Source organism: Labrenzia sp. CP4, from assembly GCF_001579905.1.
GTDB lineage: Bacteria > Pseudomonadota > Alphaproteobacteria > Rhizobiales > Stappiaceae > Roseibium > Roseibium algicola.
Map to the genome: position 1 here is coordinate 2728023 of NZ_CP011927.1, position 23714 is coordinate 2751736.

The following is a 23714-nucleotide window of genomic DNA, read 5'->3' on the forward strand; positions in this document are numbered from 1 at the left end:
GCCGCTCGTAACTTAAGAAAGACGAGAGAAGAACGATGCTGCAACCGAAGCGCACAAAGTTCCGCAAGCAGCACAAGGGCCGCATCCACGGCTTGTCGAAGGGAGGCACTGACCTCAACTTCGGCGCATTCGGTCTGAAGGCGATTGAGCCGGAGCGTGTTACGGCACGTCAGATCGAAGCGGCCCGCCGTGCTATGACCCGCCACATGAAGCGTGCGGGTCGTGTTTGGATCCGCATCTTCCCGGACGTCCCGGTTTCCTCGAAACCTGCTGAAGTCCGCATGGGTAAAGGTAAGGGTTCTCCGGATTACTGGGCTTGCCGTGTCAAGCCAGGCCGGATCATGTTCGAAATCGACGGTGTGCCGGAAGACATTGCGCGTGAAGCCATGCGTCTTGCTGCAGCCAAACTGCCGATCAAGTGCCGCTTCGTTCAGCGTATCGGCGAGTAGGGCAGGCGAGGAGTTAGAGCCATGAAGGCTACCGATGTACGGGCTAAGACCCTCGACGAGCTCCGTAGTGAGCTTGAAGGCTTGAAGAAAGAGCAGTTCAACCTGCGCTTCCAGCGGGCTACGGGTCAGCTTGAAAACACTGCGCGTGTCCGGCAGATCCGCCGTGATATCGCGCGTATCCAGACGATCATGCGCGAAAAGCGCGTGTCGGCGAACGCGTAAGGAGACGGCCATGCCGAAGCGTATCCTGCAGGGCACCGTTGTCAGCGACGCCAATGACAAGACGGTGACGGTGAATGTGGAGCGTCGCTTCACGCACCCGCTGCTGAAGAAGACTGTGCGCCGGACCAAGAAGTACCGCGCACACGACGAAACCAACCAGTACAAGGTTGGCGACATTGTTCAGATCGAAGAATGCGCGCCGATCTCTAAAAACAAGCGTTGGACCGTGGTCGCTCAGTGACCGCGCTCCATTCAGTGAGCATCAGGCGCCCGTGACCCGAGCGCCATCAGAAGAACAAGGCAGCCAGTCATGATTCAGATGCAAACAAACCTCGACGTCGCGGATAATTCCGGCGCTCGTCGTGTCATGTGCATCAAAGTGCTCGGCGGCTCCAAGCGTAAATATGCCCAGGTAGGCGACATCATCGTCGTCTCCGTGAAAGAGGCAATTCCGCGGGGCCGCGTTAAGAAGGGCGACGTGATGAAGGCTGTCGTCGTGCGCACGGCAAAGGATATCCGCCGTCCCGATGGCAGCGTGATCCGGTTCGACCGCAATGCGGCCGTGCTGGTCAACAACAACAAGGAGCCGATCGGCACCCGTATCTTCGGACCGGTACCGCGTGAACTCCGTGCAAAGAACCATATGAAAATCATTTCGCTCGCGCCGGAGGTGCTCTGATGGCTGCGAAAATTAAAAAAGGCGACACGGTGGTTGTGCTGACCGGCCGTGACAAGGGTAAGTCCGGCGAAGTCATCCAGATGCTGCCGGCTGACAACAAGGCCCTGGTCCGCGGCATCAACATGGTTCGCCGCCACCAGAAGCAGACCCAGACGCAGGAAGCAGGCATCGTGGCCAAGGAAGCCCCGATTCACCTATCCAACGTTGCACTGGCCGATCCGAAGGACGGCAAGGCGACCCGCGTCGGCTTCAAAGTGCAGGACGATGGCACCAAGGTCCGTGTGGCCAAGCGTTCGGGAGACCTGATCGATGGCTGAGACCACTAACGTGCCGCGTCTCAAGACGCATTATGACGAAGTTGTGCGCAAGCAGCTTCTGGAGAAGTTCCAGTACAAGAACGTCATGCAGGTTCCGCAGCTGGAAAAGATTGTCCTCAACGTCGGTGTCGGCGAAGCGGTCAGCGATTCCAAGAAGGCGCGTATCGCAGCTGACGACCTGGCACTGATTGCCGGTCAGAAGCCGGTGATCACCAAGGCGAAAAAGTCGATCGCAACCTTCAAGGTTCGCGAAGGCATGCCGCTTGGTGCAAAGGTTACCCTGCGCCGCCAGCAGATGTTCGAATTCCTGGACCGTCTGATCACCATCGCGCTGCCGCGCGTACGTGACTTCCGTGGTCTGAACCCGAAGAGCTTCGACGGTCGCGGCAACTACGCCATGGGCATCAAAGAACACATCGTGTTCCCGGAAATCGAGTACGACAAGGTCGACCAGATCTGGGGCATGGACGTGATCATCTGCACCACGGCGCCGAATGACGATGAAGCACGCGAGCTTCTGCGCGCGTTCAACTTCCCGTTCACGAAGTAACGGGCAAGGAAGGGATCGACGATGGCGAAGAAAAGCGCAATCGAGAAGAACAAGCGCCGCGAGAAGCTTGTAAAGAAATACGCTGAGAAGCGCGCTGCCCTGAAGGCACTGGCTAAAGATGAAAGCCTGTCCCTGGAAGAGCGGTACAACGCACGCCTGAAGCTGGCAAAATTGCCGCGGAATTCCGCGCCGAACCGCGTTCGCAACCGTTGCGAAGTGTCCGGCCGTCCGCGCGGTTTTTACCGCAAGCTGAAGATGTCGCGTATTGCGCTTCGTGAACTGGGCTCCCTGGGTAAGATCCCGGGCCTGGTCAAGTCGAGCTGGTAAGGAGAAACTCCGATGGCAATTTCTGATCCGTTGGGGGATATGCTGACCCGCATTCGCAACGCGCAGATGCGTCGCAAGAACAAGGTCAGTTCACCAAATTCCAAATTGCGCGCACATGTACTTGATGTGCTCGCAAAAGAGGGGTACATCCGTGGCTACACCACGGTTGAATACGAGGGCGGTAAGTCCGAGTTGGAAATCGAACTGAAGTATTTCGACGGTGAACCGGTTATCCGCACGATCGAACGTGTGTCCAAGCCGGGCCGCCGCGTGTACTCGTCGGTGAAAAACATCCCGCATGTCTCTAATGGCCTGGGCGTGTCGATCATTTCGACTCCGCGTGGTGTCATGAGCGACCATCAGGCGCGGGACGAAAACGTAGGTGGTGAGGTTCTTTGCCGCGTCTTCTGATGCGGCATCCTCACTTTTAAAACAACGACAAGGTTGGTCATATGTCTCGTATTGGCAAAAAGCCAGTCCCCGTGCCAAGCGGGGTAACGGCATCGATCGACGGTCAGACGGTTACGATCAAGGGCCCGAAAGGCGAAAAGTCTTTCGTGCTCAATGATCTTGTTCTGGCCGAAATGACGGATGATGGGATCAAAATCGATCCGTGCAACAGCTCCAAGCCGGCTCGCTCCATGTGGGGTATGAGCCGCACCATGGTCGCGAACCTGATCACTGGCGTAACCGAGGGCTTCAAGAAAGACCTCGCCATCACCGGTGTCGGTTATCGCGCTCAGGTCCAGGGCAAGAACCTTCAGCTGGCGCTCGGTTTCTCTCATGACGTTGTCTATCCGATCCCGGATGGTATCGATATCGTGTGCCCGAAACCCACGGAAATCAACATCACCGGTACCGACAAACAGCGCGTCGGTCAGGTTGCTGCTGAAATTCGTGAATTCCGCCCGCCGGAGCCCTACAAGGGCAAAGGCGTTCGTTATGCAGGCGAGTTCATCGTCCGCAAAGAAGGCAAGAAGAAGTAACGGACCCAGATCATGGCGAACAGCAAACAAGCTTTCGAGCGCCGCCGCGATCGCGTGCGCCGTTCGATTCAGAAAGCCGCGAACGGTCGTCCGCGCCTTTCTGTCTTCCGCTCGTCGAAGCAGATCTACGCCCAGATCATCGACGATGCGAAGGGACATACGATTGTCTCTGCTTCAACGATCGAAACAGATCTCAAGAGCAGCCTGAAAACGGGCGCCGACGTCGCTGCAGCCGCAGCCGTTGGCAAGCTTGTCGCCGAGCGTGCTGCTGCCGCTGGCGTAAAGCAGGTCGTGTTCGACCGTGGCGGGTACCAGTATCATGGGCGCGTAAAAGCGCTTGCTGATGCAGCCCGTGAAGGTGGACTTGAATTCTGACCAGCGCCCGTTGGCGCTCTTAAGAACGGAAGACGTATAATATGGCGAGACAAGAAAATCGCGATCGCGACGAGCGAGACAGCGAATTCGTCGACAAGCTCGTTCACATCAACCGCGTTGCGAAAGTGGTCAAGGGTGGCCGTCGTTTCGGCTTCGCAGCACTCGTTGTGGTTGGTGACCAGAAGGGCCGCGTCGGCTTCGGTCATGGCAAGGCGCGTGAAGTGCCGGAAGCCATCCGTAAGGCAACTGAAGCAGCAAAGCGCACGATGATCCGTGTACCGCTTCGCGAAGGCCGGACCCTCCACCACGATGTGGAAGGCCGTCACGGCGCTGGCAAGGTTCTGCTTCGTGCAGCTCCGGCCGGTACCGGTATCATCGCTGGCGGCCCGATGCGTGCCGTTTTCGAAACGCTCGGCGTCCAGGACGTTGTGGCCAAGTCTCTGGGGACTTCCAACCCCTACAACATGGTGCGTGCAACTTTTGCTGCGCTGACCAAGGAAGACAGCCCGCGTTCCGTCGCTGCCCGCCGTGGCCTGAAGGTCTCTGTGCTGCAGTCCCGCCGTCGTGACAACAACGATGAGGCGGCTTCGGCTGCCGCTGAGGCTTGACCTTAGCGGCTCCGGTCCCCAGCTGAGAGAGGGTATGTTCCATGGCGAACACCGAAAAGACTGTCACGGTCGAACAGATCGGCAGCCCGCTGCGCCGTCCTAAGGACCAGCGCGCGACGCTCGTCGGTCTCGGCCTGAACAAGATGCACCGCCGTTCCACGCTGAAGGATACTCCTGAAGTACGCGGCATGATCAATAAGGTCCAGCATCTCGTTCGCGTCGTCGAAGACAACGCGTAAGAACGGGGTGAGGAGAAACGAACATGAAGCTCAATGAACTTCGTGACAACGAAGGTGCCGTAAAAGACCGCATGCGTGTGGCTCGCGGCATCGGGTCCGGCAAGGGCAAGACTGGTGGCCGTGGTGTCAAAGGTCAGAAGTCCCGTTCCGGCGTTGCCATCAAAGGCTTTGAAGGCGGTCAGATGCCGCTTCACCGCCGTCTGCCGAAGCGCGGCTTTACGAACATTTTTGCCAAGGACTACAACACTGTGTCCGTTGGCCGTGTTCAGAAGGCGATTGATGCAGGCAAGCTGAATGTGTCCGAGACGGTAACCGTCGAAGCGCTGAAGGCAGCAGGCGTTGTCAAGCGGGTCCGTGACGGTGTGCGCATCGTTGCCAACGGTGAACTCACCGCTGCAGTGACCTTTGAAGTTGCCGGTGCCTCCAAGGGCGCTGTTGCAGCGATCGAAAAAGCAGGCGGCAAGGTTGCCGTTCTGGGAGCTCAGGCTTAACAGCCTGGGCTTCACCCATTTCTTGGGCAAGCATTCCGGAGTAGGGCATGGCATCGGCCGCCGAGCAACTGGCGTCAAATCTCAATTTCTCAGCTTTCGCCAAGGCTGAAGAACTCAAAAAGCGCATCTGGTTCACACTGGGGGCGCTTTTGGTTTATCGACTGGGCACTTACATTCCCTTGCCCGGCATCAATCCGGACGCCTTTGCGCAGGCCTTCAATCAGGCCCAGTCCGGCATCATCGGCATGTTCAACATGTTTGCCGGCGGTGCTGTCGAGCGCATGGCGATCTTCGCTCTCGGCATTATGCCGTATATTTCCGCCTCCATTATCATGCAGCTCATGACGACCGTCGTACCGACGCTCGAGCAGATGAAGAAGGAAGGCGAGCAGGGCCGCAAGGTCATCAATCAGTACACGCGCTACGGCACTGTTATCCTGGCGGCTTTCCAGGCTTACGGTATTGCAGTCGGTCTGGAAGGAGCGACCAATGTGGTCGCCGATCCGGGCTGGTTCTTCCGCGCGTCAACTGTCCTGACGCTTGTCGGCGGAACCATGTTCCTGATGTGGCTCGGTGAGCAGATCACATCGCGCGGTATCGGTAACGGTATTTCGCTGATCATCTTTGCCGGCATTGTCGCCGGTCTGCCGGTCGCGCTGGTCAACGTGCTTGAACTCGGCCGCCAGGGTTCGATGTCGACGATCCTGATTCTCGGCATCCTGATACTGGCTGTCGTGGTGATCGCACTGATCGTGTTCATGGAACGGGCTCAGCGCAGACTGCTGATTCAGTATCCTAAGCGCCAGATGGGCAACCGCATGTTCGAGGGCAACACCTCGTTCCTGCCGCTCAAGCTCAACACTGCCGGTGTGATTCCGCCGATCTTCGCTTCTTCCCTCTTGCTGGTTCCTGCCACCATCGGCGGCTTCAGTCAGGGTTCGGGCAATGAGTGGCTGACTTATATCACTGCGGCGCTTGGTCACGGCCAGCCGTTGTTCATGGTGTTCTACGCAGCGATGATCGTGTTCTTCTGTTTCTTCTATACCGCGATCGTTTTCAATCCGAGCGACACTGCGGACAACCTGAAGAAACACGGCGGTTTCATTCCCGGGATCCGTCCCGGCGAGCGTACAGCGCAGTATATTGACTACGTTCTGACGCGCATTACGGTGGTCGGTGCAATTTACATCACCGTCGTTTGTCTATTACCCGAATTCCTTATTTCGGCGACAGGCGTTCCGTTCTATTTCGGTGGCACCTCTTTGTTGATTGTCGTAAGCGTGACGATGGATACCGTGTCACAGATCCAGGGGCATTTGCTTGCGCACCAATATGAGGGTCTGGTGAAAAAAGCGAAATTAAGTGGGAGGCGTCGATGAGGCTTATTCTGGTTGGACCGCCAGGAGCGGGGAAGGGGACACAGGCCGCGCACCTCGTTGCGAAATACGCGATCCCGCAGCTCTCCACCGGAGACATGCTGCGGGCCGCAGTGGCCGCCCAGACCCCGGTAGGCGTTAAAGCCAAGGAAGTCATGGACGCAGGTGGGCTCGTGTCGGATGAGATCGTTGTCGGTATCATCCGCGACCGGATCGCCGAAGAAGATGCCAGGAACGGATTCATTCTTGATGGTTTTCCCCGCACGCTCGCCCAGGCCGAAGCGCTTGACGAGATGCTGGAAGCAAACAGCCTCAAGCTGAACGCCGTTATCGAACTGCGTGTTGACCAGTCGAAGCTGGTCGATCGGATCATCAAGCGCGCTGCTGATGCACAGGCTGCGGGTCAGCCGGTGCGCAAGGACGATGATCCGGAAGTCTTCAAGCAACGCCTTGAAGCCTACAACCGCGATACCGCAGTTGTTGTGCCGTATTACGAGAAGACAGGTCTTCTTTCCGTGATTGACGGCATGCAGTCCATTGATGAAGTGACGGCTTCAATAGATTCCGTTCTTCAAGGACTTGACGAAAAGGTTTAGAGCCGTTAAACGACCCGCTCTACCTTACAGTTAAGCCGGTTCCATGTAAGTGGGGCCGGCATTCTCTGTGCCGGGGTTACCCCGGCATTTTCGTACCCGCAAGGGCCGGACTCCACCGGACGCGGGCATTACAACCTGCGGCAAGACCATGGTCTCGCTGCGTAATCATGGAGACGAACGTGGCACGTATTGCTGGCGTTAACATCCCGACGAACAAGCGCGTTGTCATCGCGCTTCAGTACATTCACGGCATCGGCGCGAAGTTCGCGCAGGAAATCATCGAAAAGAACAACATCGATGCTGCCCGCCGTGTGAACGAGCTTTCCGACGCAGAAGTTCTGTCCATCCGCGAAACCATTGACCGCGATTACCTCGTTGAAGGTGACCTGCGTCGTGAGACCGCGATGAACATCAAGCGTCTGATGGACCTTGGCTGCTACCGCGGCCTGCGTCACCGTCGCGGCCTGCCGGTTCGCGGTCAGCGGACGCACACGAACGCACGTACCCGCAAGGGTCCGGCTAAACCGATCGCTGGTAAGAAGAAATAATTACCCTGCCTCGATTGGTGGTGGAGCTGCCGGCATTACGGCAGTGACGAGATCAAAACAAGGATAAGAGAATGGCTAAAGACACGACGCGCGTGCGTCGCCGCGAACGCAAGAACATCTCTTCTGGCGTCGCGCATGTGAACTCCACGTTCAACAACACCATGATCACGATCACCGACGCACAGGGCAACGCGATCTCCTGGTCGTCCGCCGGTGCACTCGGTTTCAAAGGTTCCCGTAAGTCCACTCCGTATGCTGCCCAGGTTGCTGCGGAAGACGCTGCGAAAAAAGCTGCCGAGCACGGCATGCGCACCCTGGAAGTGGAAGTGCGCGGTCCGGGTTCCGGTCGTGAATCTGCTCTGCGTGCCCTGCAGGCCGCCGGTTTCCTGATCACGTCCATCCGTGACGTGACGCCGATTCCGCACAACGGCTGCCGTCCGCGCAAGCGTCGCCGCGTCTAAGGCTTCCCAGCTTTAGGTACTTGTTTCTCCAAATGGCAAAGAATGGCCTGGCGCTGATCCGCCGGGCGGGATAGCCGAAGGGACGAAAACGTGACCATTCAAAAAAACTGGCAAGAACTGATCAAGCCGACCAAACTCGAGATCAAGCCGGGTGAAGACCCGCGCTTCTTGGCAACCGTCGTTGCCGAGCCGCTCGAGCGTGGCTACGGTCTGACCCTTGGCAACGCGCTGCGCCGTATCCTGCTGTCTTCTCTGCAGGGTGCCGCCGTGACTGCCGTTCAGATCGATGGCGTTCTGCATGAGTTCTCGTCGATCCCGGGTGTCCGGGAAGATGTCACCGACATCGTGCTGAATATCAAGGAAATCGCCATCCGCATGGAAGGCGAGGGTCCCAAGCGCATGGTCGTGCGCAAACAGGGTCCGGGTGTTGTCACCGCCGGCGATATTCAGACTGTTGGCGACGTCGAGGTTCTCAATCCGGAACTGGTGCTCTGCACGCTGGATGAAGGCGCTGAAATCCGCATGGAATTCACCGTCAACACCGGCAAGGGCTACCATTCTTCCGATCGGAACCGTCCGGAAGATGCGCCGATTGGCCTGATCCCGGTCGACAGCCTCTACTCTCCGGTCAAGAAGGTCTCCTACAAGGTGGAAAACACCCGTGAAGGCCAGGTTCTTGACTATGACAAGCTGACCCTGACTGTCGAAACCGATGGTTCCGTCAAGCCGGAAGACGCCGTGGCATTCGCTGCACGCATTCTGCAGGATCAGCTCTCCATCTTCGTCAACTTCGAAGAGCCGCAGCGTGAAGTCGCCGAGGACAGCGTCCCGGAACTGGCTTTCAACCCTGCGCTTCTGAAGAAGGTCGACGAGCTGGAACTGTCTGTACGGTCTGCAAACTGCCTGAAGAACGACAATATCGTGTATATTGGCGATCTCATTCAGAAGACCGAAGCGGAAATGCTGCGGACCCCGAATTTCGGCCGCAAGTCGCTGAACGAAATCAAGGAAGTTCTCGCCCAGATGGGTCTCCATCTCGGCATGGAAGTTGCCAACTGGCCGCCTGAGAACATCGATGATCTCGCCAAGCGCTACGAAGACCATCAGTACTAAGGGCGTACGCGTCCTGTGAGGATCAACCGGGCAAGAGTTCAACCAGAAGAACTGACTGCCTGAAAGAAAAAGGAGAGGGCCATGCGCCACGGTAAATCCGGCCGCAAGCTCAACCGGACCTCTAGCCACCGTAAGGCTATGTTCGCGAACATGGCAGCGTCGCTGATCAAGCACGAACAGATCGTAACGACCCTGCCGAAGGCTAAAGAAATGAAGCCGATCATCGACAAGCTCATCACCCTGGGCAAGCGCGGTGACCTGCATGCACGCCGCCAGGCCATTTCGCAGATTCGCGATGCGGCAATGGTTGCCAAGCTGTTCGAAACGCTCGGTGAGCGTTACAAGGACCGCAGCGGCGGTTACTCCCGCGTGCTGAAAGCCGGCTTCCGCTATGGCGACAACGCTCCGATGGCTGTCATCGAGCTGGTTGACCGTGATCCGGAAGCACGCGGTGCTGAAGACCGTGCTCGCGTTGAAGCTGAAGAAGCAGCTGAAAACGCAGCGTAATAATTGCCTCGATGGCAATCGGGAAAGGCGGGCAGATTTGCCCGCCTTTTTTTGTTGTCTTCGTGACTGTGCACCCAAACGTATTCGTTTCGAATAATGAGACCGCAATTATCAATGATTTAAGGAAAACTGCCTAGCTTCTAGCCATGCCTCCTGGACTAGTGGGAGAGGCTGGGGAGATTTACTGTGATAGCCAAAACGAATTCCGCTTCTAAGAAGAGGTCGCCTTCTCTTCGACTTTCTTTTGTTATTCCGGCTCTGATGATCGTGATTACAGTCGCCGCATGTGCGGCGGTGGGTGTCATCGGCTACATGACCGGTCGCGACGGATTGCAACAAGCGGCAGAAGCCGAACTTGGCATGGTCATCACAGCGCGTAACGCGCTCCTGCAGTCGCGCCTGCACGCAGCTGAATCCCAGATCGTGAACCTTGCGTCCAGCGTGTCGGATCCGTTGAGCAACCTCGGCAACGCGACCATGAACCTTGCCAAGGAAAAGGACGAAATTCTCGGCCTGTTCCAGGCGCCGCAGAGCCCTGAAGAACGTGCAGCGGTCACAGGCAAGGAACAGAAGACAATGTATGCCTGGCGCCACACCGAGGCGCACCCGGCGTTCTACAATGTCTGGAAGAACGGCGGATTCGCAGATCTTTATCTGCTCGATAACGCCGGTCTCATTCTTTATTCGGTCACCAAGGGTGACGAATTCCTGTCCAAGCTTGGTGAAGGCAGTGTTGCCGAAGGGACCGGCCTGGAGATGGTCTATAATGCCGCCAAGGAGCTGGGTGAGGGGGAGATTGCTGCCAGTGTCTTTGCACCCTATACCCCTGCCGGAGGCAAGGGCTCTCTGTTCCTGGCATCGCCCGTGTTCATGAATTCGTTTGGTACGATCAGCCTCAGCGGTGTTGCCGTCATGCGGATCGATTCCGATTTCCTGAGTGAAGTTGTCGCGAACCGTGAAGACCTCGGGGAAACCGGTCAGGTTTACGTAATCAACCAGGACGGCCTCGCGCTCAGCGACATGCCGCTTGCAGGTGCGCCAACCGCGCTCAGCACCAGCGTTTCCAGCGGACCGGCGATTGAAGCTGCCGCAGGCACCGCTTCAGCCGGTATCGTTCAGGGGGCTGATGGCGTTGATGATCTTGTCGTTGCCCGTCCGCTAGCCTTCCAGGGGCAGAACTGGGCCATCGTTGCGGAGAAGAGCGTTGAAGAAACGCTGTCTGCCGTCATTCGCATGCGCGATCAGATGTTCCTCTGGTCGCTTGCAACAATTGCCGTTGCAGCCGTCATTGCCCTGTTCTTCTCCCAGTCGATCACCCGTCCTCTCACCACGCTTGTAGGGGCTCTCAACGCGATTGCCTCCGGTGATCTTGGCGCGGAGATCAAGGCTGCGAACCGCAAGGACGAAATCGGCGACATCGGCCGGGCCGTTCTTCAGATCCGCCAGAACGCGGCTGAAGAAAACGAGCGTCGTGCAGCCGAGGAAGCCGATGATGCGAGACGTCAGGCCGAACAGCGCCAGGAAATGCTGGCAAGCCTTGCCGGCGACTTCGAAGCGACCGTCGGCACCGTCGTGGACAAGGTTGCCCATACCGCTGCAACCTTGCGCGAATCGGCCAACAAGATGCGCAGCATGACCGACATGGCAGGCGAAACATCTGCCAATGCGGCCACTATGTCGGAAGAAACTCTGGCCGAAGTGGAATCGATCGCAGCAGCTTCCGATCAGCTTTCCAGTTCGATCCAGGAAATCTCGACGCTGATCGAACGCTCTTCCAGCGTTGCTGCCGAAGCAACCAAACGTGCGGAAACGACCAACGATACGGTGCGCTCGCTTGCGGAAGCTGCCAACCGGATCGGAGAAGTCGTCACGTTGATTTCCGATATCGCCGACCAGACCAACCTTCTGGCCCTTAACGCCACCATCGAAGCCGCACGTGCCGGTGAAGCCGGCAAGGGCTTCGCGGTGGTTGCCTCCGAGGTCAAGGATCTTGCGTCCCAGACCGGCAAGGCAACCGGCGAAATCCAGCAACAGATCGATGCCATCCGCGGGGCGACCGACGATGCGGTTGATGCCATCGGCGACATCCAGAAGACCATCGACGAGATTACAAAGTCGGTGAGCGAAGTTGCAGCAGCCGTTACCGAGCAGAGCTATGCGACGCAGGGCATTGCAGAGAACACTCAGCGGGCCGCCGGTGGAACCTCCAAGGTTACCGAGGACATCCGCAACGTTTCATCTCTATCGAATGATACCAACATGGCTGCACAGAACTTCTCCGAAGAAGCAGCGGACATGGCATCGAAAGCTGAAGAACTGGATCACGAAGTGCGCAGCTTCCTTGCGCAGGTTCGTTCGGCCTGAAGTAAGCCTGCATGATGAAAAAGGGGCCGCCGGAAATCCGGCGGCCCCTTTTGTATTTGCCTCTTTTCCTCCCTATCTGCCATGTATCGCGATGGATATGAGAAGATTCGAAAAAGAGGCACCCGCCATGCGCCTGGTTCTGACCAGCTTTACGCGTTCCCTTGTCATAGCGGGCCTGATCGGCCTGATGGGTATGTCTGCTGCGCTTTCGCAGACTGTGCAGCCGTCTCCGGCCGATCTTCGGCTTGTTCCGCAAAGCGATGCGCAGATCAAACTCTCCTTCGCGCCAATCGTGAAAAAGGTCGCGCCGGCGGTGGTCAACGTCTATGCCAGCCGTAAGGTGGTCCAGCGTCGGCAAGTGTCGCCCTTCATGGACGATCCCTTCTTTCGCCGGTTCTTCGGCCAGCCCGGCGGGAACGACAGGCCACGGCAGCGGGTTGAATCGTCCCTTGGATCCGGCGTCATCATTTCGAGTGATGGTACGGTGATCACCAACCATCATGTGATCAAGGACGCGGACGACGTTCGTGTAGCCCTGAACGACCGTCGTGAATTCGATGCCGATATCGTTCTCATGGACGAACGTACCGACCTCGCGGTGCTGAAGATCCGGGGTGATGGACCTTTCGAAAGCATCGACTTTGCGGATTCCGACAGCCTTGAAGTCGGCGACATCGTGCTTGCCATCGGTAACCCGTTCGGTGTCGGCCAGACGGTTACCCAGGGCATTGTCTCGGCCACGGCTCGCACGCAGGTCGGCGTGACGGACTTTCAGTTCTTCATCCAGACCGACGCTGCAATCAACCCGGGCAACTCGGGCGGTGCGCTTGTCGATATGACCGGCAAGCTGGTTGGCATCAACTCGGCCATCTATTCTCGCTCCGGCGGCTCCAACGGTATCGGCTTTGCCATTCCGGCGCATATGGCGCGTTTCGTTGCGAAAGCTGCCGATCATGGCGGCAAGGTGCAGCGGCCCTGGCTGGGCGCGACCGTGCAGCTGGTAAATGCCGAAATCGCTGAAGCACTGTCTCTCGACCGGCCACGCGGTGTGCTTGTGACGGCAGTCTTTGATGGGTCACCTGCCTTTGAGGCCGGGCTTCGGGTCAGCGATCTGGTGATTGCGGTTGACGGCAAGGAAGTGACCGATCCCAATTCCTTCGGCTATCGTTTTGCAACAAAGATGATTGGCGAACAGACCGATTTTGTTGTCCTGAGGGACGGTGCGGAACAGCATGTGACCGTGTCACTGCAGCCGGCTCCCGAAACCATTCCACGGGATACGCGTGAACTTGTCGACTATTCGCCCTTCGAAGGCGCGACGGTCATGAACCTTTCGCCTGCCGTTTCCGAGGAACTGGGAATGGAAGGGATTTTCGACGGTGTCGTGATTGCCGAAGTGAAGCGCGGCAGCACCGCGGACCGTGTGGGGCTTCGCCCGGGCGACATCATCCGGGGCATCAACCGGCAAACCGTCGAGACCACCGAAATGCTGGAAGGTATCACCAAGAAGCCACCGCGTGTTTGGCAGCTCGATATCGAGCGGGACGGCAAGGTTTCACAGCTCATCCTGCGCGGTTAGGAGACAGTGTGAGCGATCTGTTCGAAGCTTCCGGACTAAGCCAGTCCGGCCCGCGGCCACTGGCGGACCGGATGCGACCGACCAAACTTGCGGATGTGGTTGGGCAGGATCACCTGCTCGGGCCGGAAGGCACGCTGTCGCGCATGCTGAAGACGCGGACGCTTGGTTCGTTGATCTTCTGGGGGCCACCGGGTACCGGCAAGACAACCATTGCCCGGTTGCTGGCCAATGAAACGGACCTTGCGTTCGAACAGATCTCGGCGATCTTTTCCGGTGTTTCGGACCTGAAGAAGGTGTTCGAAACGGCTCGCGCCCGGCGCATGAGCGGCAGGGCAACGCTGCTCTTCGTAGACGAGATCCATCGGTTCAACCGGGCGCAGCAGGACAGCTTCCTTCCGGTGATGGAGGACGGCACGATCACGCTGGTTGGTGCGACCACGGAAAACCCGTCCTTTGAGCTTAACGCGGCCTTGCTGTCGCGCTCTCACGTCATGACGTTCCATTCCCTTTCCGCGGACGCCATCGAAAAACTGCTGGCGCGGGCAGAGGAGGTGGAAGAGCGTAAGCTGCCGCTTGACGAGGAAGCCCGACGGGTGCTGATCCGCATGGCCGATGGCGACGGCCGCTCTTCTCTGACCCTGGCCGAGGATGTCTGGCGCGCCGCAGGAGAGGACGGGGTCTTCGATGCTGAGCGCCTGCAGGAAATTGTCCAGAGGCGGGCGCCGATCTACGACAAGAGTGCCGACGGCCATTACAATCTGATTTCCGCACTGCACAAGTCCGTGCGGGGTTCCGATCCCGATGCCGCCCTCTACTGGTTCTGCCGGATGCTGGATGGCGGGGAGGACCCGCTCTATCTTGCCCGGCGTCTTATCCGCATGGCGGTTGAGGACATCGGGCTGGCCGACCCTAATGCACTGGTGCAAGCCAACGCAGCCCGTGACGCTTACCAGATGTTAGGGTCGCCCGAAGGGGAATTGGCGCTTGCGCAGTCGGTGATCTATCTTGCAACGGCGCCGAAATCGAACGGTGCTTACGTGGCCTACAAGGCGGCGATGCGGGATGCCAAATCCAGCGGCTCTCTACTGCCGCCCAAGCATATCCTCAACGCGCCCACCAAGCTGATGAAGCAGGAAGGGTACGGCGACGGCTATCAATACGATCACGATGCTCCCGACGGCTTTTCCGGTCAGGATTATTTTCCAGAGCAGTTGGGCCGCAAGACCTATTACGACCCACCCCAGAGAGGGTTTGAGCGGGAACTGAGAAAACGTCTGGAGTTCTGGGACAAGCGGCGCAAGGAACGAGGCTGATCCGAGTAGCCTGAAAGATCAGGCGGTTTCGGTGGATGTCAGACGATCGAGGGCGCTCTTGAGTGTGGCGATCAGCCTGTCCCGGTCTTCCGGTGCCATCGTGTCGGAAATCTTGTCCAGCTGGCGGGACACCAGGTCGACCTCCAGATCATCCTTGACCGGAACGGGTTCCTTCAGGCCGATTACCTCGTAGGTGGAGACCGGATAGGCAATCCCCTTGACGTTGACTTCACCATTTTCAGCGCATTTGATCTGCTCTTTCACCTGCGAATAGGTTTCGAAGGAGATCAGGATAGAGCCCGGTGTGGCAAGGCTTTCCAGGCGGGAGGCCGTGTTCACGCCACGTCCGATGATGGTGTAGTCCAACCGATCTTCGCTGCCGAAATTGCCCACGGTGCAATAGTCCGTATGGATCCCCATGCGGCATTTCATCGGTTTGGAGATACCGGCTTCCCGCCAGGCACCCTGGAGCGCCTTCATCCGGTCCTGCATGTCGATGGCCATGCGTACGCAGGCAAGCGCGTCCTCGGTCACACCACGTGTTTCCGGGTCACCGAAAAAGATCAGGATGGCGTCGCCGACGTATTTGTCGATGGTCGCGCCGTAGCGCAGCGCGATATTCGACATCTCCGTCAGATACTGGTTGAGGATTGCCGTGAGTTCTTCTGATTCAAGCCGGTCTGCCGTTTCGGTGAAGTCGGCGATATCGGAGAAGAAAACCGTCAGTTTCTTGCGTGTGGACGCAATCTTGACTTCCTGTCGGCCTTCGAAAATGGATTGATAGACCTGAGGCGAAAGGTATTTGGCGAGCTGCCGCGAAAGTGCCTCGAGCTTGGTGGATTGATCCGCCAGCTGGTCCTCGACCGCTTCGCCATGCTCGATGGTCGCCTCGTACAGGAGGCGCAGATCTTCCAACTCGGATCGCAGATAGTCGTTCTCTTCCTGCAGGGATTGCAGCGAGGTCGTCTGGTCGGCTTGCCCGGTTTCATCGGAGCTTTGGGCAGCTGTATCTACACTCTTGGCCATTTCATTCCGCGTCGAAAAGGTCTGGTCTCATTGTCTGTTTTATAATGCTGAACTTTAAAGAATCACTGTCGGATCCATGAACTATCTTAGCGGAATATACAGGTCAGGCGGGGGAAAATCGTAGCAGGCTTCAGAGCGCCAAGTTCCCGGCAAGCCTCGTCGTCAAACCATGTTTGCACAGAAGTGATCGGGCGAGAGCAAAGTTCCGCCATGTCTTGATTGGCGAATGGAAAGGTCCGCCGCATAAAGATAGTAGCCATTCTTTCGTGTTAGGACTTCAATATGTTCCCCACGGTGACCTCATGAAGGAAATCGAACTCAGATTGGCGCTGGTGTTTTATGGCGGCGTTTCGCTTGCCATCTACATGCATGGCGTAAGCCGGGAAATCCTCAATCTTGTTCGGGCGTCGAGCGTTCGCCTCGACCGCAAATCGAACGGTTCTGCCCAGGAAGTACCCGTTCAGGAGCTTCCGCCGGTTCAAAGCGCCTACAAGGATCTGCTCGATCTGTTGTCCTCCGTTGCCGACATCCGGGTGGTGGTTGACGCAATTGCCGGTGCGTCTGCAGGTGGCGTCAACGGCATCATGCTTGCACGGGCCATCACCCACGACCTGCCGCTCGACAGCCACAGCGAGATGTGGCTGGAAAATGCCGATGTTACCCGTTTGGCCCGGCCACAGGCCGGTTTGTCCCGGTACCTGAAGATTTCCATTTCGCCGGTGCTGGATCAGCTGATTTCCACACGGCTGACAAAGCAGATAGAAAGCGCGGAAACGCGCGAGAAGCTGCGACTGTTCATGCAGGCTCGTTGGTTCACACCGCCATTTTCCGGTGAACGGTTCATCAGCTGGATGCTGGATGCCTGCCAGAAGATGGAGGACGGTGCCGTGCCCGGCCGCAGTCTGATCCCGCGTGGTCAGACGCTCGACCTGTTCGTGACGATCACCGATTACAACGGCATCAAGCGACGCATTCACCTGGACGATCCGGACTATGTCGAGGAGTGGGATCATCGCCGGATCCTGAGTTTCCATGCCGCGCACAGAATGCCAGGAGATATCGAAAGCCAGTTCGATGCCGACAGCATTCCGGAAATTGTCTTTGCGGCTCGTGCGACGTCCTCGTTTCCAGGGGCGTTCCCTCCTGCAACGGTTGCGGAAATGGAGCGGGTGCTGGTCGATCACGACCTGACGTGGCACAACCGGGATGCGTTTCTTGCAAGAGGACTGAACCTGACGTCCGAAACAGCCGGTCAGCATTGTTTTGTCGATGGCAGCGTCGTCATGAACAAGCCCTTTGCGCCGGTGATTGACGTTATTCAGGATCGGCCGGCGGTGCGCGAAGTTGCCCGGCGGCTGATCTATGTGGATCCGTCACCAGTGGTTTCGGTCGAAACGGATAGCACCGTTTCGGAGCTGCCCGGGTTCTTCCGCGTGATCCTGGCTTCGCTCGCTCATATTCCGCGCAATGAGCCCATCGGCGATGATCTGAAAGAGCTTGAACAGAACAACCGGCGCAGCCGCTGGCTCTCGCAACTGATCGATGATGCGGGGCCTATGGTGGAAAAGGCGGTGGCGGGCATTTTGCCAAAGCGGCGCCGGGTGACACCTGACATTCTTTCGTTATGCCGCAAGCAGGCAACCGTGGCCGCATTCGAGCAGGCAGGGTTCGCCTTTCTCAATTATCAGTCCCTGAAACTTCATTCCCTGGCTGAGCGGTTGGCTGGTCTGACGGCGCGGCTCAGTGGGCTGGACAGTGCACGTGGCCAGGAAGAAGCCCTTCTGGGACTGTACTCGCGTCATACCAGCCGCCTGACAGCCGAGAGCAAGGACATCCTGGGGCGCACGGACCCGCATGTTGTTGCCTTGTTGCGCGGGCTGGATGTCGACTACCGGATACGCCGGCTTCGCTTTGCGGTGCGCAAGCTCAACGGCTTCTATCACTATCGTCCGGGCTCCGACTTACCGCCGCCCAATTTCGAGGCGCTCGATCAGATGAAGGGATTGCTCTACGAGCAGATCGATCATCTGGGTTGGCGCTGGAATGACCGGTTTTTCGGTGGCCGCAGCCGGGAACTCGCCGAAACGTTCGTTCGGGCAGCGGAGGCGGGTGGTCCGGACGCTGCCGAGCATGTCCAGCCAATGCTGAAATCCCTGACACAGATGATGGGGCTTGCCGATCTGGACAGGCTTCAGGACGAACTCTTTGCCGAGACGGCCCGAAATCTACTCGACAAGAGCCGTCACACATCCCTGATGGGAACCTATATCGGGTTCGGTTTTTTCGATCTGATCACCTTTCCCGTGTTGCAGCGCAACGACTTCTCGGAGGTGACGGAAATCCTGGTCGACCGCATCAGCCCGACCGACGCCGCAAGCCTTTATACGGAAGGTTTCGACCTAAAGGGCAAGTCCCTGAATACGTTCGGTGCCTTCTTCAATCGCGGCTGGCGGGAACATGATTATCTGTGGGGACGTCTCAACGCTGCCGACAGGCTGGTCAGCATCGTTCTGTCTGCGGCAGGTGAGGGCACTTTGCCGCAGATCCAGGTAAACCAGGCACGCGCACGGATCTTTCTGGCGGTTCTGGAAGAAGAACGTGGCAAACTTTCTGATATTCCAGAGGAAATAGACCGGGTCGACAAGCTGGTCCGGTCGATCTATCCCGATTTCGCTCATGTGACGGAAAGCGTCTGACCGGGTAATATTCATAATTTGGCAAGTCATTCCTTGACGTGAGGTCCGCTCTTTCGCTACGCACAAAAGTGGCTAGGGAATTGCATGTGGATATTTGAGTTGATGACTTTTATTGCCGAACATTTTGGGACCGGCCCGGAGGTGTTTCTGGGGTTCTTTCTGGTGCTTTACGCTTCCAGCTTGATCGTGCTGTTCACGACCGGCCTGACCATGACGGTGATGAACAGGCGTCACCCTGACCGCAAGATCCAGAAGCGCCAGCCGACCCACGATGCCCTGCGCGATATCAAATCTTCCATGGGGCAGCTGTCGATCACGAGCTGCTGCCTTTCCATCGGCCTTTATGCCCAGCTGCGTGGCTGGACGCTGTTCGACCCCGTCGCGTTGTCCTGGTGGTCTGTGCCGTTGTTCTTCGTCATCTCGTTGGCCCTGCACGATACCTGGTTCTACTGGGGGCACCGGATCCTGCACACCAAGATGTTCTACCGGTTCCACAAGCCGCACCACATGACGGTGACACCGACAGTGTGGTCCAATGATGCAGGCTCCAGTGTGGATACGCTGTTCGCCCATTCCTATTATGCGCTTGTGCTATTCGTTGTGCCAATTCCGCCGCTGGTTTTCCTGGGCCATCGGTTGTTCGACCAGGTGTCGGCCGCCATTGGCCATTGCGGCTATGAACATTTCGCAAGCCCGAGCGCACGCAAACCCTGGCCACTGCTGTGCACGCTCTACCACGACCAGCATCACCAGTATTTCGTCTACAACTACGCCAACTACTTTTCCTTCTGGGACCGGTTCTGCGGCACCATCCATCCGACCTATGACGAACGGGTGGAAGGGTTTGAGGCGCTTTATGCCGGCACCGGCAAACAGGAAAAATCATGATGGGGCTTCTTGTCGATTACCTCATCGTTCTGGTGCTCACCTACGCGGCCATGGTGGCGGTCTATTTCGCGACCGGGTTCACAATGATCGCGATAAATGCCCGTCATCCTGACCGGCGGATCCAGAAACACCGTGACGGCATGAAGCGCCAGGCGGAGGAAATCCGCGCCTCCATGAAGGCGTTGGCGACATCTTCCGTCCTGCTGTCGTCCGGATATTTCGCTCAGACCCAGGGCTGGACACTGTTCGCTCCGCTGGAACTCAGCTGGTGGTCGTTTCCGCTGATGTTCGCCGTTTGCTTCGTCCTGTTTGATGCCTGGTTCTATTGGGGGCACCGGATTCTTCACTGGCCGTCGCTCTACAAGTTCCATGTGCCTCATCACCGCTCGATTGCACCGACGGTCTGGAGCAACGACAGCTCGACCACGGTCGACACCCTGATCGAGCATTTTTTCTATTTTCTGGTCTGGTTCGTGCTGCCGGTGCCGGCCTTGAGCGTTTTTGCCCTGCGGTTGTTCGACCAGATTTCAGGCATGGTCGGCCATTCGGGCTTTGAATATTTCGCGTCCAAGTCGTCGCGATTCCCTTCGCCGCTGATTTGCACGACGTTCCATGATCTGCATCATTCGCAGTTTCACTACAATTACGGTAACTTCTTCTCGTTCTGGGACCGGATCTGCGGAACGGTGCATCCGAAGTACGATGTGCTGGTGCGTTCCATGGAAGAGACCGGCGAAATTCCGGATTCGGAAGAAACGAAAGTCAAGGCAACCGGGTAAGCCCGCACAGTACTCACATGTGTCAGCCAACCGACCAAATGGATGTATGAAGAGATATGCTCGATCAGGCGCTGACGATATTGCTTGAATTCCTGCCGATTTACGCAGCGTGCTACGCTGTGAACGTGTTCCTGTATTTTGCGACCGGCTGGGTGCTGGTGAAGATACAGAACCGGCACCCGGAGCGGCGTATTCAGCAGAACCGGCGTGGTGAAAAGCGCATGTGGAAGGAAATCCGGGCCAGCGTCTATTCGTTGACCGTGACCGCGGGCTGTCTTGCCGGCGGCATCTTCCTTTCGATGAAGGGCTGGACCCTGGTCGCGCCGCTGGAGCTGACCTGGTGGTCGGCAATCCTGATGTTTGTCGTTTCCATCCTTGCCTTCGACACCTGGTTCTACTGGGGCCACCGGTTCATGCATACGAAGGCGATGTACCGCTTTCATGCCGAGCATCACCGCTCGGTCGCGCCGACTGTCTGGAGCACCTATTCCGACGATCTGGTCGATGCCTTTGTCATGCAGAGCTATTATCTGTGGGCGGTCATCTTCCTGCCGATCCCGATCCCCGTGCTGATCGTTCACCGGCTGTGGGACCATTTCAACGGTACAATCGGCCATTCCGGTTTCGAATTCTGGGCGTCGCCGATGTCACGCATGCCTTCGCCGATGGTCTGCGTGACTTTCCACGATCAGCACCATTCGCGCTTCCGCTACAATTACGCCAATTTCTTTTCGTTCTGGGACCGTGTCTGCGGCACCATCGACCCGAAGTACGATGAACAGGTCAAGGTGTTTGAACAGATGGGCGAAAAATCGGCTGCAAAGCCGGCGGCTCCCGGCGAATAGGGCTTTCCCTGGCCCGGCAGATTCCGTGATGGTTCACCCATGCATGGATTGAACCCGGCGTATTCAGGGACGGCTGGGACCAGTTAGAAGCGGGGCGATGGTTTGAAACATCTTTTGCTGGTGATGCTGGGCGGTGGTCTGGGTGCGGGCGGACGGCATCTGGTGTCGCTTGCGACGCTCCGTTTGTTTGGGCCGGGTTTTCCTGTCGGAACTCTTACTGTCAATGTCGTCGGCTCACTGGCCATGGGGCTTTTCATCGGTTGGCTGGTTCGCCATGAGACCGGCAACCTGCAGTCATTGCGCTATTTCGTGGCGACCGGCTTCCTCGGTGGCTTCACGACGTTCTCAGCGTTTTCGCTCGACACCTCAGTGCTGTGGGAGCGCGGCGACACGCATCTGGCTCTCATGTATGTTCTTGCCTCTGTCGCCTTGTCCATTCTTGCCGTGTTTGCCGGACTGATGATCATGCGTCAGGTCGCAACTTAAGAATTCCTTCCCTTTCGGGCCGATTCCGCCTATACGCTGCGGAACGAATTTTCCCCCCGCCTTGATGCAGGGATGATGGATGCGCGTCACGGCGGCAGGCCGGATGCCGAATTTGAGAAAAACATGTCCGCGATTGAACAGAAACAAGTGTCCGCTGATGAGGCGGGCATGCGCCTCGACCGTTGGTTCAAGTCCCATTACCCGGGCCTTGGATTTGGTCATCTGCAGAAACTGCTGCGTACGGGGCAGGTCCGCGTCGACGGCAAGCGTGCCGAGACCAACACCCGTATCGCCAAGGGGCAGATGATCCGTATTCCACCTCTCGGGGTGGAACTTCCGGCGGACGACAAGAAGAATGCCAAGCCGAAATCCACCAAGCTGATTGCTGACGACCGCAAGGCCATTGAGGACATGCTGCTGTTTGAAGACAGCCAGGTAATGGTGCTCAACAAGCCGGCAGGTCTTGCTGTTCAGGGCGGTTCAGGCCTCAAGCGCCATCTGGATGGCATGCTGGACGCCTATACCGACCGCAAGGGCAACAAGCCGCGTCTGGTGCACCGTCTTGACCGTGAGACCTCCGGCATCATTCTGGTTGCCCGTACGCGTCAGGCCGCGCAGGAACTGACAAAGGCCTTCCGTCACCGGAATACCCAGAAGATCTACTGGGCAATCCTGGCGGGTGTTCCGAAGCCGTTTCAGGGCCGCATTTCCACCTTCCTGGCCAGAAATGACGGCGAAGAACGCATGCAGATCGTGCGTCAGGGCGACGATGAGGCACAGCACGCCGTGTCGCTCTATTCCGTCTTCGAAAAGTCCGGCCAGAAGCTTTCCTGGGTGACGATGAAGCCGGTGACGGGCCGAACGCACCAGTTGCGCGCACATGCGGCTCATATCGGCCATCCGATCATCGGTGACGACAAGTATTTCAATATCGAGAACTGGGAGCTGCCGGGTGGTATCCAGAACCGCCTGCATCTGCTGGCGCGCCGGATCGTGATCCCGCATCCGTCGGGCCATGGCACGATCGATGTTTCGGCACCGCTGCCGCCACACATGCAGCAGACCTGGAATCTGCTCGGATTTGATGCAACGGACTATGATCCGGAAGTGGATGATCCGGACGACGCGCTCAACAAGCGCTGATAGCGCTTCTCTGCTTTGCCAGAAGCCTAGGTGCCGGCTGCGGGATAGATCTTCAGATTGAAGTTCTCATCTTCCGCCGGTGGCTGAAAGTGGCTTGAGATCAGGTCGAACTCGGCCTCGGACACCGAGAACTCGTGCTTGCCTGCGGCATTGCGCTGGCGAAGCCGTTCCTTGCAGACTTCATCCGGCACATTGAGAAAATGAAGCTGATGCTTGCACTCGACCTTGTCGGCAATGGCGCGCATCCATTGCCGGCTTTCTTTCGTGTTGGCATGAAAGTCCAGTACCACGGAAAGACCGCTTTCCAGCAGGGCAGCCACATGCGGCGTTATCGTTTTTCTCAAGAGTGACGAACAGCGGACAAAATCTGCGAGGCTGGACATCTGGTCAGCGTAGAGACCGGATAGCCAGACGTCTTCCCGCAGGAGAATGTTGCCGGGACGCTCGGCAAAGCGATCCGCCAATGTCGACTTGCCGGAAGCAACCTTGCCGCAAAACAGATGTAGAGTTGGAGCGTCGTCAGATCGTAGCATTTGATGGGAGCTCACTGTCGGATGTTTGCAAACCTGGTGGACGTAATCAAACGCCCTGAAACAGTGCACCCAGGATCACCGACGCAAAGGTGATGCACACAACTCCCGCCACCAGTTTCCAGGCATCCGAGCGTTTCTTGAGACCAGGCCAGCCAAGCGGTTTGATCACCTGGATCGCGGCAATCATGAACAGCAGCAACAGGATGATCTTGGTCAAG

At 57.7% G+C, this 23714-nt stretch carries 30 protein-coding genes and 1 pseudogene; 28 read left to right on the top strand and 3 right to left on the bottom strand.

Annotated features, from left to right (window positions below):
- Positions 1 to 35 precede the first annotated feature (35 nt).
- The 22 genes from rplP to ACP90_RS12785 all read left to right on the top strand — a co-directional run bounded on the left by rplP (position 36) and on the right by ACP90_RS12785 (position 15100).
- On the top strand, positions 36 to 449 hold the full coding sequence (gene rplP / locus ACP90_RS12680) for a 50S ribosomal protein L16 (RefSeq protein WP_022998244.1): 414 nt from the start codon (positions 36 to 38) through the stop codon (positions 447 to 449).
- A gap of 21 nt (positions 450 to 470) precedes the next feature.
- Positions 471 to 671 carry a 50S ribosomal protein L29 gene (rpmC, locus tag ACP90_RS12685; RefSeq protein WP_006936445.1) on the top strand — a complete coding sequence of 67 codons (201 nt, stop codon included), beginning with the start codon at positions 471 to 473 and terminating at the stop codon, positions 669 to 671.
- A 10-nt stretch (positions 672 to 681) separates the two neighbouring features.
- Positions 682 to 912, top strand: coding sequence for a 30S ribosomal protein S17 (rpsQ, locus tag ACP90_RS12690; RefSeq protein ID WP_022998245.1), 231 nt, complete (start codon positions 682 to 684; stop codon positions 910 to 912).
- 69 nt (positions 913 to 981) lie between these two features.
- The gene (gene rplN, locus ACP90_RS12695; protein WP_006936443.1) at positions 982 to 1350 is read left to right on the top strand and encodes a 50S ribosomal protein L14; all 369 of its coding nucleotides are present in this window, start codon (positions 982 to 984) and stop codon (positions 1348 to 1350) included.
- Positions 1350 to 1667 (top strand): 50S ribosomal protein L24, encoded by a 318-nt coding sequence (gene rplX, locus ACP90_RS12700; RefSeq protein WP_006936441.1) that lies wholly within the window; start codon positions 1350 to 1352, stop codon positions 1665 to 1667. The genes rplN and rplX overlap by 1 nt, the downstream gene beginning before the upstream one ends.
- A complete protein-coding gene (gene rplE, locus ACP90_RS12705; RefSeq protein ID WP_022998246.1) occupies positions 1660 to 2217 on the top strand; it encodes a 50S ribosomal protein L5 in 558 nt (185 codons plus the stop codon). The genes rplX and rplE overlap by 8 nt, the downstream gene beginning before the upstream one ends.
- 21 nt (positions 2218 to 2238) lie before the next feature.
- On the top strand, positions 2239 to 2544 hold the full coding sequence (gene rpsN / locus ACP90_RS12710; RefSeq protein WP_006936439.1) for a 30S ribosomal protein S14: 306 nt from the start codon (positions 2239 to 2241) through the stop codon (positions 2542 to 2544).
- 12 nt (positions 2545 to 2556) lie between these two features.
- Positions 2557 to 2955 (top strand): 30S ribosomal protein S8, encoded by a 399-nt coding sequence (rpsH, locus tag ACP90_RS12715; RefSeq protein WP_006936438.1) that lies wholly within the window; start codon positions 2557 to 2559, stop codon positions 2953 to 2955.
- 41 nt (positions 2956 to 2996) lie between these two features.
- Positions 2997 to 3530, top strand: coding sequence for a 50S ribosomal protein L6 (gene rplF / locus ACP90_RS12720; protein ID WP_022998247.1), 534 nt, complete (start codon positions 2997 to 2999; stop codon positions 3528 to 3530).
- A 12-nt stretch (positions 3531 to 3542) separates the two neighbouring features.
- Positions 3543 to 3905 (top strand): 50S ribosomal protein L18, encoded by a 363-nt coding sequence (gene rplR / locus ACP90_RS12725; RefSeq protein WP_022998248.1) that lies wholly within the window; start codon positions 3543 to 3545, stop codon positions 3903 to 3905.
- A gap of 41 nt (positions 3906 to 3946) precedes the next feature.
- The gene (rpsE, locus tag ACP90_RS12730) at positions 3947 to 4513 is read left to right on the top strand and encodes a 30S ribosomal protein S5 (protein ID WP_006936434.1); all 567 of its coding nucleotides are present in this window, start codon (positions 3947 to 3949) and stop codon (positions 4511 to 4513) included.
- Between the two features lie 41 nt (positions 4514 to 4554).
- Positions 4555 to 4752 carry a 50S ribosomal protein L30 gene (gene rpmD, locus ACP90_RS12735; protein WP_006936433.1) on the top strand — a complete coding sequence of 66 codons (198 nt, stop codon included), beginning with the start codon at positions 4555 to 4557 and terminating at the stop codon, positions 4750 to 4752.
- A gap of 23 nt (positions 4753 to 4775) precedes the next feature.
- Positions 4776 to 5243, top strand: coding sequence for a 50S ribosomal protein L15 (gene rplO, locus ACP90_RS12740; RefSeq protein ID WP_062488536.1), 468 nt, complete (start codon positions 4776 to 4778; stop codon positions 5241 to 5243).
- 47 nt (positions 5244 to 5290) lie between these two features.
- Positions 5291 to 6622, top strand: coding sequence for a preprotein translocase subunit SecY (gene secY / locus ACP90_RS12745; RefSeq protein ID WP_022998250.1), 1332 nt, complete (start codon positions 5291 to 5293; stop codon positions 6620 to 6622).
- Positions 6619 to 7215 carry an adenylate kinase gene (locus tag ACP90_RS12750; RefSeq protein ID WP_022998251.1) on the top strand — a complete coding sequence of 199 codons (597 nt, stop codon included), beginning with the start codon at positions 6619 to 6621 and terminating at the stop codon, positions 7213 to 7215. Before secY ends, ACP90_RS12750 begins: the two co-directional genes overlap by 4 nt.
- 179 nt (positions 7216 to 7394) lie before the next feature.
- Positions 7395 to 7763 carry a 30S ribosomal protein S13 gene (gene rpsM / locus ACP90_RS12755; protein WP_031268319.1) on the top strand — a complete coding sequence of 123 codons (369 nt, stop codon included), beginning with the start codon at positions 7395 to 7397 and terminating at the stop codon, positions 7761 to 7763.
- Between the two features lie 71 nt (positions 7764 to 7834).
- Positions 7835 to 8224: a 30S ribosomal protein S11 gene (rpsK, locus tag ACP90_RS12760; RefSeq protein ID WP_006936427.1), complete on the top strand. Its 390-nt coding sequence runs from the start codon at positions 7835 to 7837 to the stop codon at positions 8222 to 8224.
- Positions 8225 to 8314: 90 nt separating this feature from the next.
- The gene (locus tag ACP90_RS12765; RefSeq protein WP_006936426.1) at positions 8315 to 9337 is read left to right on the top strand and encodes a DNA-directed RNA polymerase subunit alpha; all 1023 of its coding nucleotides are present in this window, start codon (positions 8315 to 8317) and stop codon (positions 9335 to 9337) included.
- An 81-nt stretch (positions 9338 to 9418) separates the two neighbouring features.
- Positions 9419 to 9844 (top strand): 50S ribosomal protein L17, encoded by a 426-nt coding sequence (gene rplQ, locus ACP90_RS12770; RefSeq protein WP_055654713.1) that lies wholly within the window; start codon positions 9419 to 9421, stop codon positions 9842 to 9844.
- A gap of 261 nt (positions 9845 to 10105) precedes the next feature.
- On the top strand, positions 10106 to 12208 hold the full coding sequence (locus ACP90_RS12775; protein ID WP_022998252.1) for a methyl-accepting chemotaxis protein: 2103 nt from the start codon (positions 10106 to 10108) through the stop codon (positions 12206 to 12208).
- 127 nt (positions 12209 to 12335) lie between these two features.
- Positions 12336 to 13787 carry a DegQ family serine endoprotease gene (locus ACP90_RS12780; protein WP_062491575.1) on the top strand — a complete coding sequence of 484 codons (1452 nt, stop codon included), beginning with the start codon at positions 12336 to 12338 and terminating at the stop codon, positions 13785 to 13787.
- A gap of 71 nt (positions 13788 to 13858) precedes the next feature.
- Positions 13859 to 15100, top strand: a complete 1242-nt coding sequence (locus ACP90_RS12785; protein WP_208993578.1) for a replication-associated recombination protein A — start codon at positions 13859 to 13861, stop codon at positions 15098 to 15100.
- A gap of 18 nt (positions 15101 to 15118) precedes the next feature.
- Here the strand turns inward: ACP90_RS12785 and ACP90_RS12790 are convergent.
- Positions 15119 to 15952: pseudogene (locus tag ACP90_RS12790) on the bottom strand (adenylate/guanylate cyclase domain-containing protein); the annotation flags it as partial.
- 476 nt (positions 15953 to 16428) lie between these two features.
- Between ACP90_RS12790 and ACP90_RS12795 the strand changes: the two are divergent.
- The 6 genes from ACP90_RS12795 (at position 16429) to ACP90_RS12820 (ending at position 22963) form a co-directional block, all read left to right on the top strand.
- The gene (locus ACP90_RS12795; protein WP_062488543.1) at positions 16429 to 18822 is read left to right on the top strand and encodes a patatin-like protein; all 2394 of its coding nucleotides are present in this window, start codon (positions 16429 to 16431) and stop codon (positions 18820 to 18822) included.
- A gap of 102 nt (positions 18823 to 18924) precedes the next feature.
- Positions 18925 to 19710: a sterol desaturase family protein gene (locus ACP90_RS12800; protein WP_055654709.1), complete on the top strand. Its 786-nt coding sequence runs from the start codon at positions 18925 to 18927 to the stop codon at positions 19708 to 19710.
- Positions 19707 to 20489, top strand: a complete 783-nt coding sequence (locus ACP90_RS12805) for a sterol desaturase family protein (protein ID WP_208993520.1) — start codon at positions 19707 to 19709, stop codon at positions 20487 to 20489. Before ACP90_RS12800 ends, ACP90_RS12805 begins: the two co-directional genes overlap by 4 nt.
- A gap of 56 nt (positions 20490 to 20545) precedes the next feature.
- On the top strand, positions 20546 to 21334 hold the full coding sequence (locus ACP90_RS12810; protein ID WP_062488547.1) for a sterol desaturase family protein: 789 nt from the start codon (positions 20546 to 20548) through the stop codon (positions 21332 to 21334).
- Between the two features lie 102 nt (positions 21335 to 21436).
- A complete protein-coding gene (gene crcB / locus ACP90_RS12815; RefSeq protein WP_055654707.1) occupies positions 21437 to 21820 on the top strand; it encodes a fluoride efflux transporter CrcB in 384 nt (127 codons plus the stop codon).
- A 123-nt stretch (positions 21821 to 21943) separates the two neighbouring features.
- On the top strand, positions 21944 to 22963 hold the full coding sequence (locus ACP90_RS12820) for an RluA family pseudouridine synthase (RefSeq protein ID WP_035909367.1): 1020 nt from the start codon (positions 21944 to 21946) through the stop codon (positions 22961 to 22963).
- Between the two features lie 26 nt (positions 22964 to 22989).
- Here the strand turns inward: ACP90_RS12820 and ACP90_RS12825 are convergent, their stop codons facing one another.
- Both ACP90_RS12825 and ACP90_RS28535 read right to left on the bottom strand, forming a co-directional pair.
- Positions 22990 to 23496 carry an ATP-binding protein gene (locus ACP90_RS12825; protein WP_062488549.1) on the bottom strand — a complete coding sequence of 169 codons (507 nt, stop codon included), beginning with the start codon at positions 23494 to 23496 and terminating at the stop codon, positions 22990 to 22992.
- 46 nt (positions 23497 to 23542) lie between these two features.
- Positions 23543 to 23713, bottom strand: coding sequence for a hypothetical protein (locus ACP90_RS28535; protein WP_167579595.1), 171 nt, complete (start codon positions 23711 to 23713; stop codon positions 23543 to 23545).
- Position 23714 lies beyond the last annotated feature (1 nt).

Coding starts and splice junctions, on each gene's coding strand:
- rplP (WP_022998244.1), top strand. CDS start 36: ATGCTGCAACCGAAGCGCACAAAGTTCCGCAAGCAGCACAAGGGCCGC.
- rpmC (WP_006936445.1), top strand. CDS start 471: ATGAAGGCTACCGATGTACGGGCTAAGACCCTCGACGAGCTCCGTAGT.
- rpsQ (WP_022998245.1), top strand. CDS start 682: ATGCCGAAGCGTATCCTGCAGGGCACCGTTGTCAGCGACGCCAATGAC.
- rplN (WP_006936443.1), top strand. CDS start 982: ATGATTCAGATGCAAACAAACCTCGACGTCGCGGATAATTCCGGCGCT.
- rplX (WP_006936441.1), top strand. CDS start 1,350: ATGGCTGCGAAAATTAAAAAAGGCGACACGGTGGTTGTGCTGACCGGC.
- rplE (WP_022998246.1), top strand. CDS start 1,660: ATGGCTGAGACCACTAACGTGCCGCGTCTCAAGACGCATTATGACGAA.
- rpsN (WP_006936439.1), top strand. CDS start 2,239: ATGGCGAAGAAAAGCGCAATCGAGAAGAACAAGCGCCGCGAGAAGCTT.
- rpsH (WP_006936438.1), top strand. CDS start 2,557: ATGGCAATTTCTGATCCGTTGGGGGATATGCTGACCCGCATTCGCAAC.
- rplF (WP_022998247.1), top strand. CDS start 2,997: ATGTCTCGTATTGGCAAAAAGCCAGTCCCCGTGCCAAGCGGGGTAACG.
- rplR (WP_022998248.1), top strand. CDS start 3,543: ATGGCGAACAGCAAACAAGCTTTCGAGCGCCGCCGCGATCGCGTGCGC.
- rpsE (WP_006936434.1), top strand. CDS start 3,947: ATGGCGAGACAAGAAAATCGCGATCGCGACGAGCGAGACAGCGAATTC.
- rpmD (WP_006936433.1), top strand. CDS start 4,555: ATGGCGAACACCGAAAAGACTGTCACGGTCGAACAGATCGGCAGCCCG.
- rplO (WP_062488536.1), top strand. CDS start 4,776: ATGAAGCTCAATGAACTTCGTGACAACGAAGGTGCCGTAAAAGACCGC.
- secY (WP_022998250.1), top strand. CDS start 5,291: ATGGCATCGGCCGCCGAGCAACTGGCGTCAAATCTCAATTTCTCAGCT.
- ACP90_RS12750 (WP_022998251.1), top strand. CDS start 6,619: ATGAGGCTTATTCTGGTTGGACCGCCAGGAGCGGGGAAGGGGACACAG.
- rpsK (WP_006936427.1), top strand. CDS start 7,835: ATGGCTAAAGACACGACGCGCGTGCGTCGCCGCGAACGCAAGAACATC.
- rplQ (WP_055654713.1), top strand. CDS start 9,419: ATGCGCCACGGTAAATCCGGCCGCAAGCTCAACCGGACCTCTAGCCAC.
- ACP90_RS12775 (WP_022998252.1), top strand. CDS start 10,106: ATGATCGTGATTACAGTCGCCGCATGTGCGGCGGTGGGTGTCATCGGC.
- ACP90_RS12780 (WP_062491575.1), top strand. CDS start 12,336: ATGCGCCTGGTTCTGACCAGCTTTACGCGTTCCCTTGTCATAGCGGGC.
- ACP90_RS12785 (WP_208993578.1), top strand. CDS start 13,859: ATGCGACCGACCAAACTTGCGGATGTGGTTGGGCAGGATCACCTGCTC.
- ACP90_RS12795 (WP_062488543.1), top strand. CDS start 16,429: ATGAAGGAAATCGAACTCAGATTGGCGCTGGTGTTTTATGGCGGCGTT.
- ACP90_RS12800 (WP_055654709.1), top strand. CDS start 18,925: ATGACTTTTATTGCCGAACATTTTGGGACCGGCCCGGAGGTGTTTCTG.
- ACP90_RS12805 (WP_208993520.1), top strand. CDS start 19,707: ATGATGGGGCTTCTTGTCGATTACCTCATCGTTCTGGTGCTCACCTAC.
- ACP90_RS12810 (WP_062488547.1), top strand. CDS start 20,546: ATGCTCGATCAGGCGCTGACGATATTGCTTGAATTCCTGCCGATTTAC.
- ACP90_RS12820 (WP_035909367.1), top strand. CDS start 21,944: ATGTCCGCGATTGAACAGAAACAAGTGTCCGCTGATGAGGCGGGCATG.
- ACP90_RS12825 (WP_062488549.1), bottom strand. CDS start 23,496: ATGCTACGATCTGACGACGCTCCAACTCTACATCTGTTTTGCGGCAAG.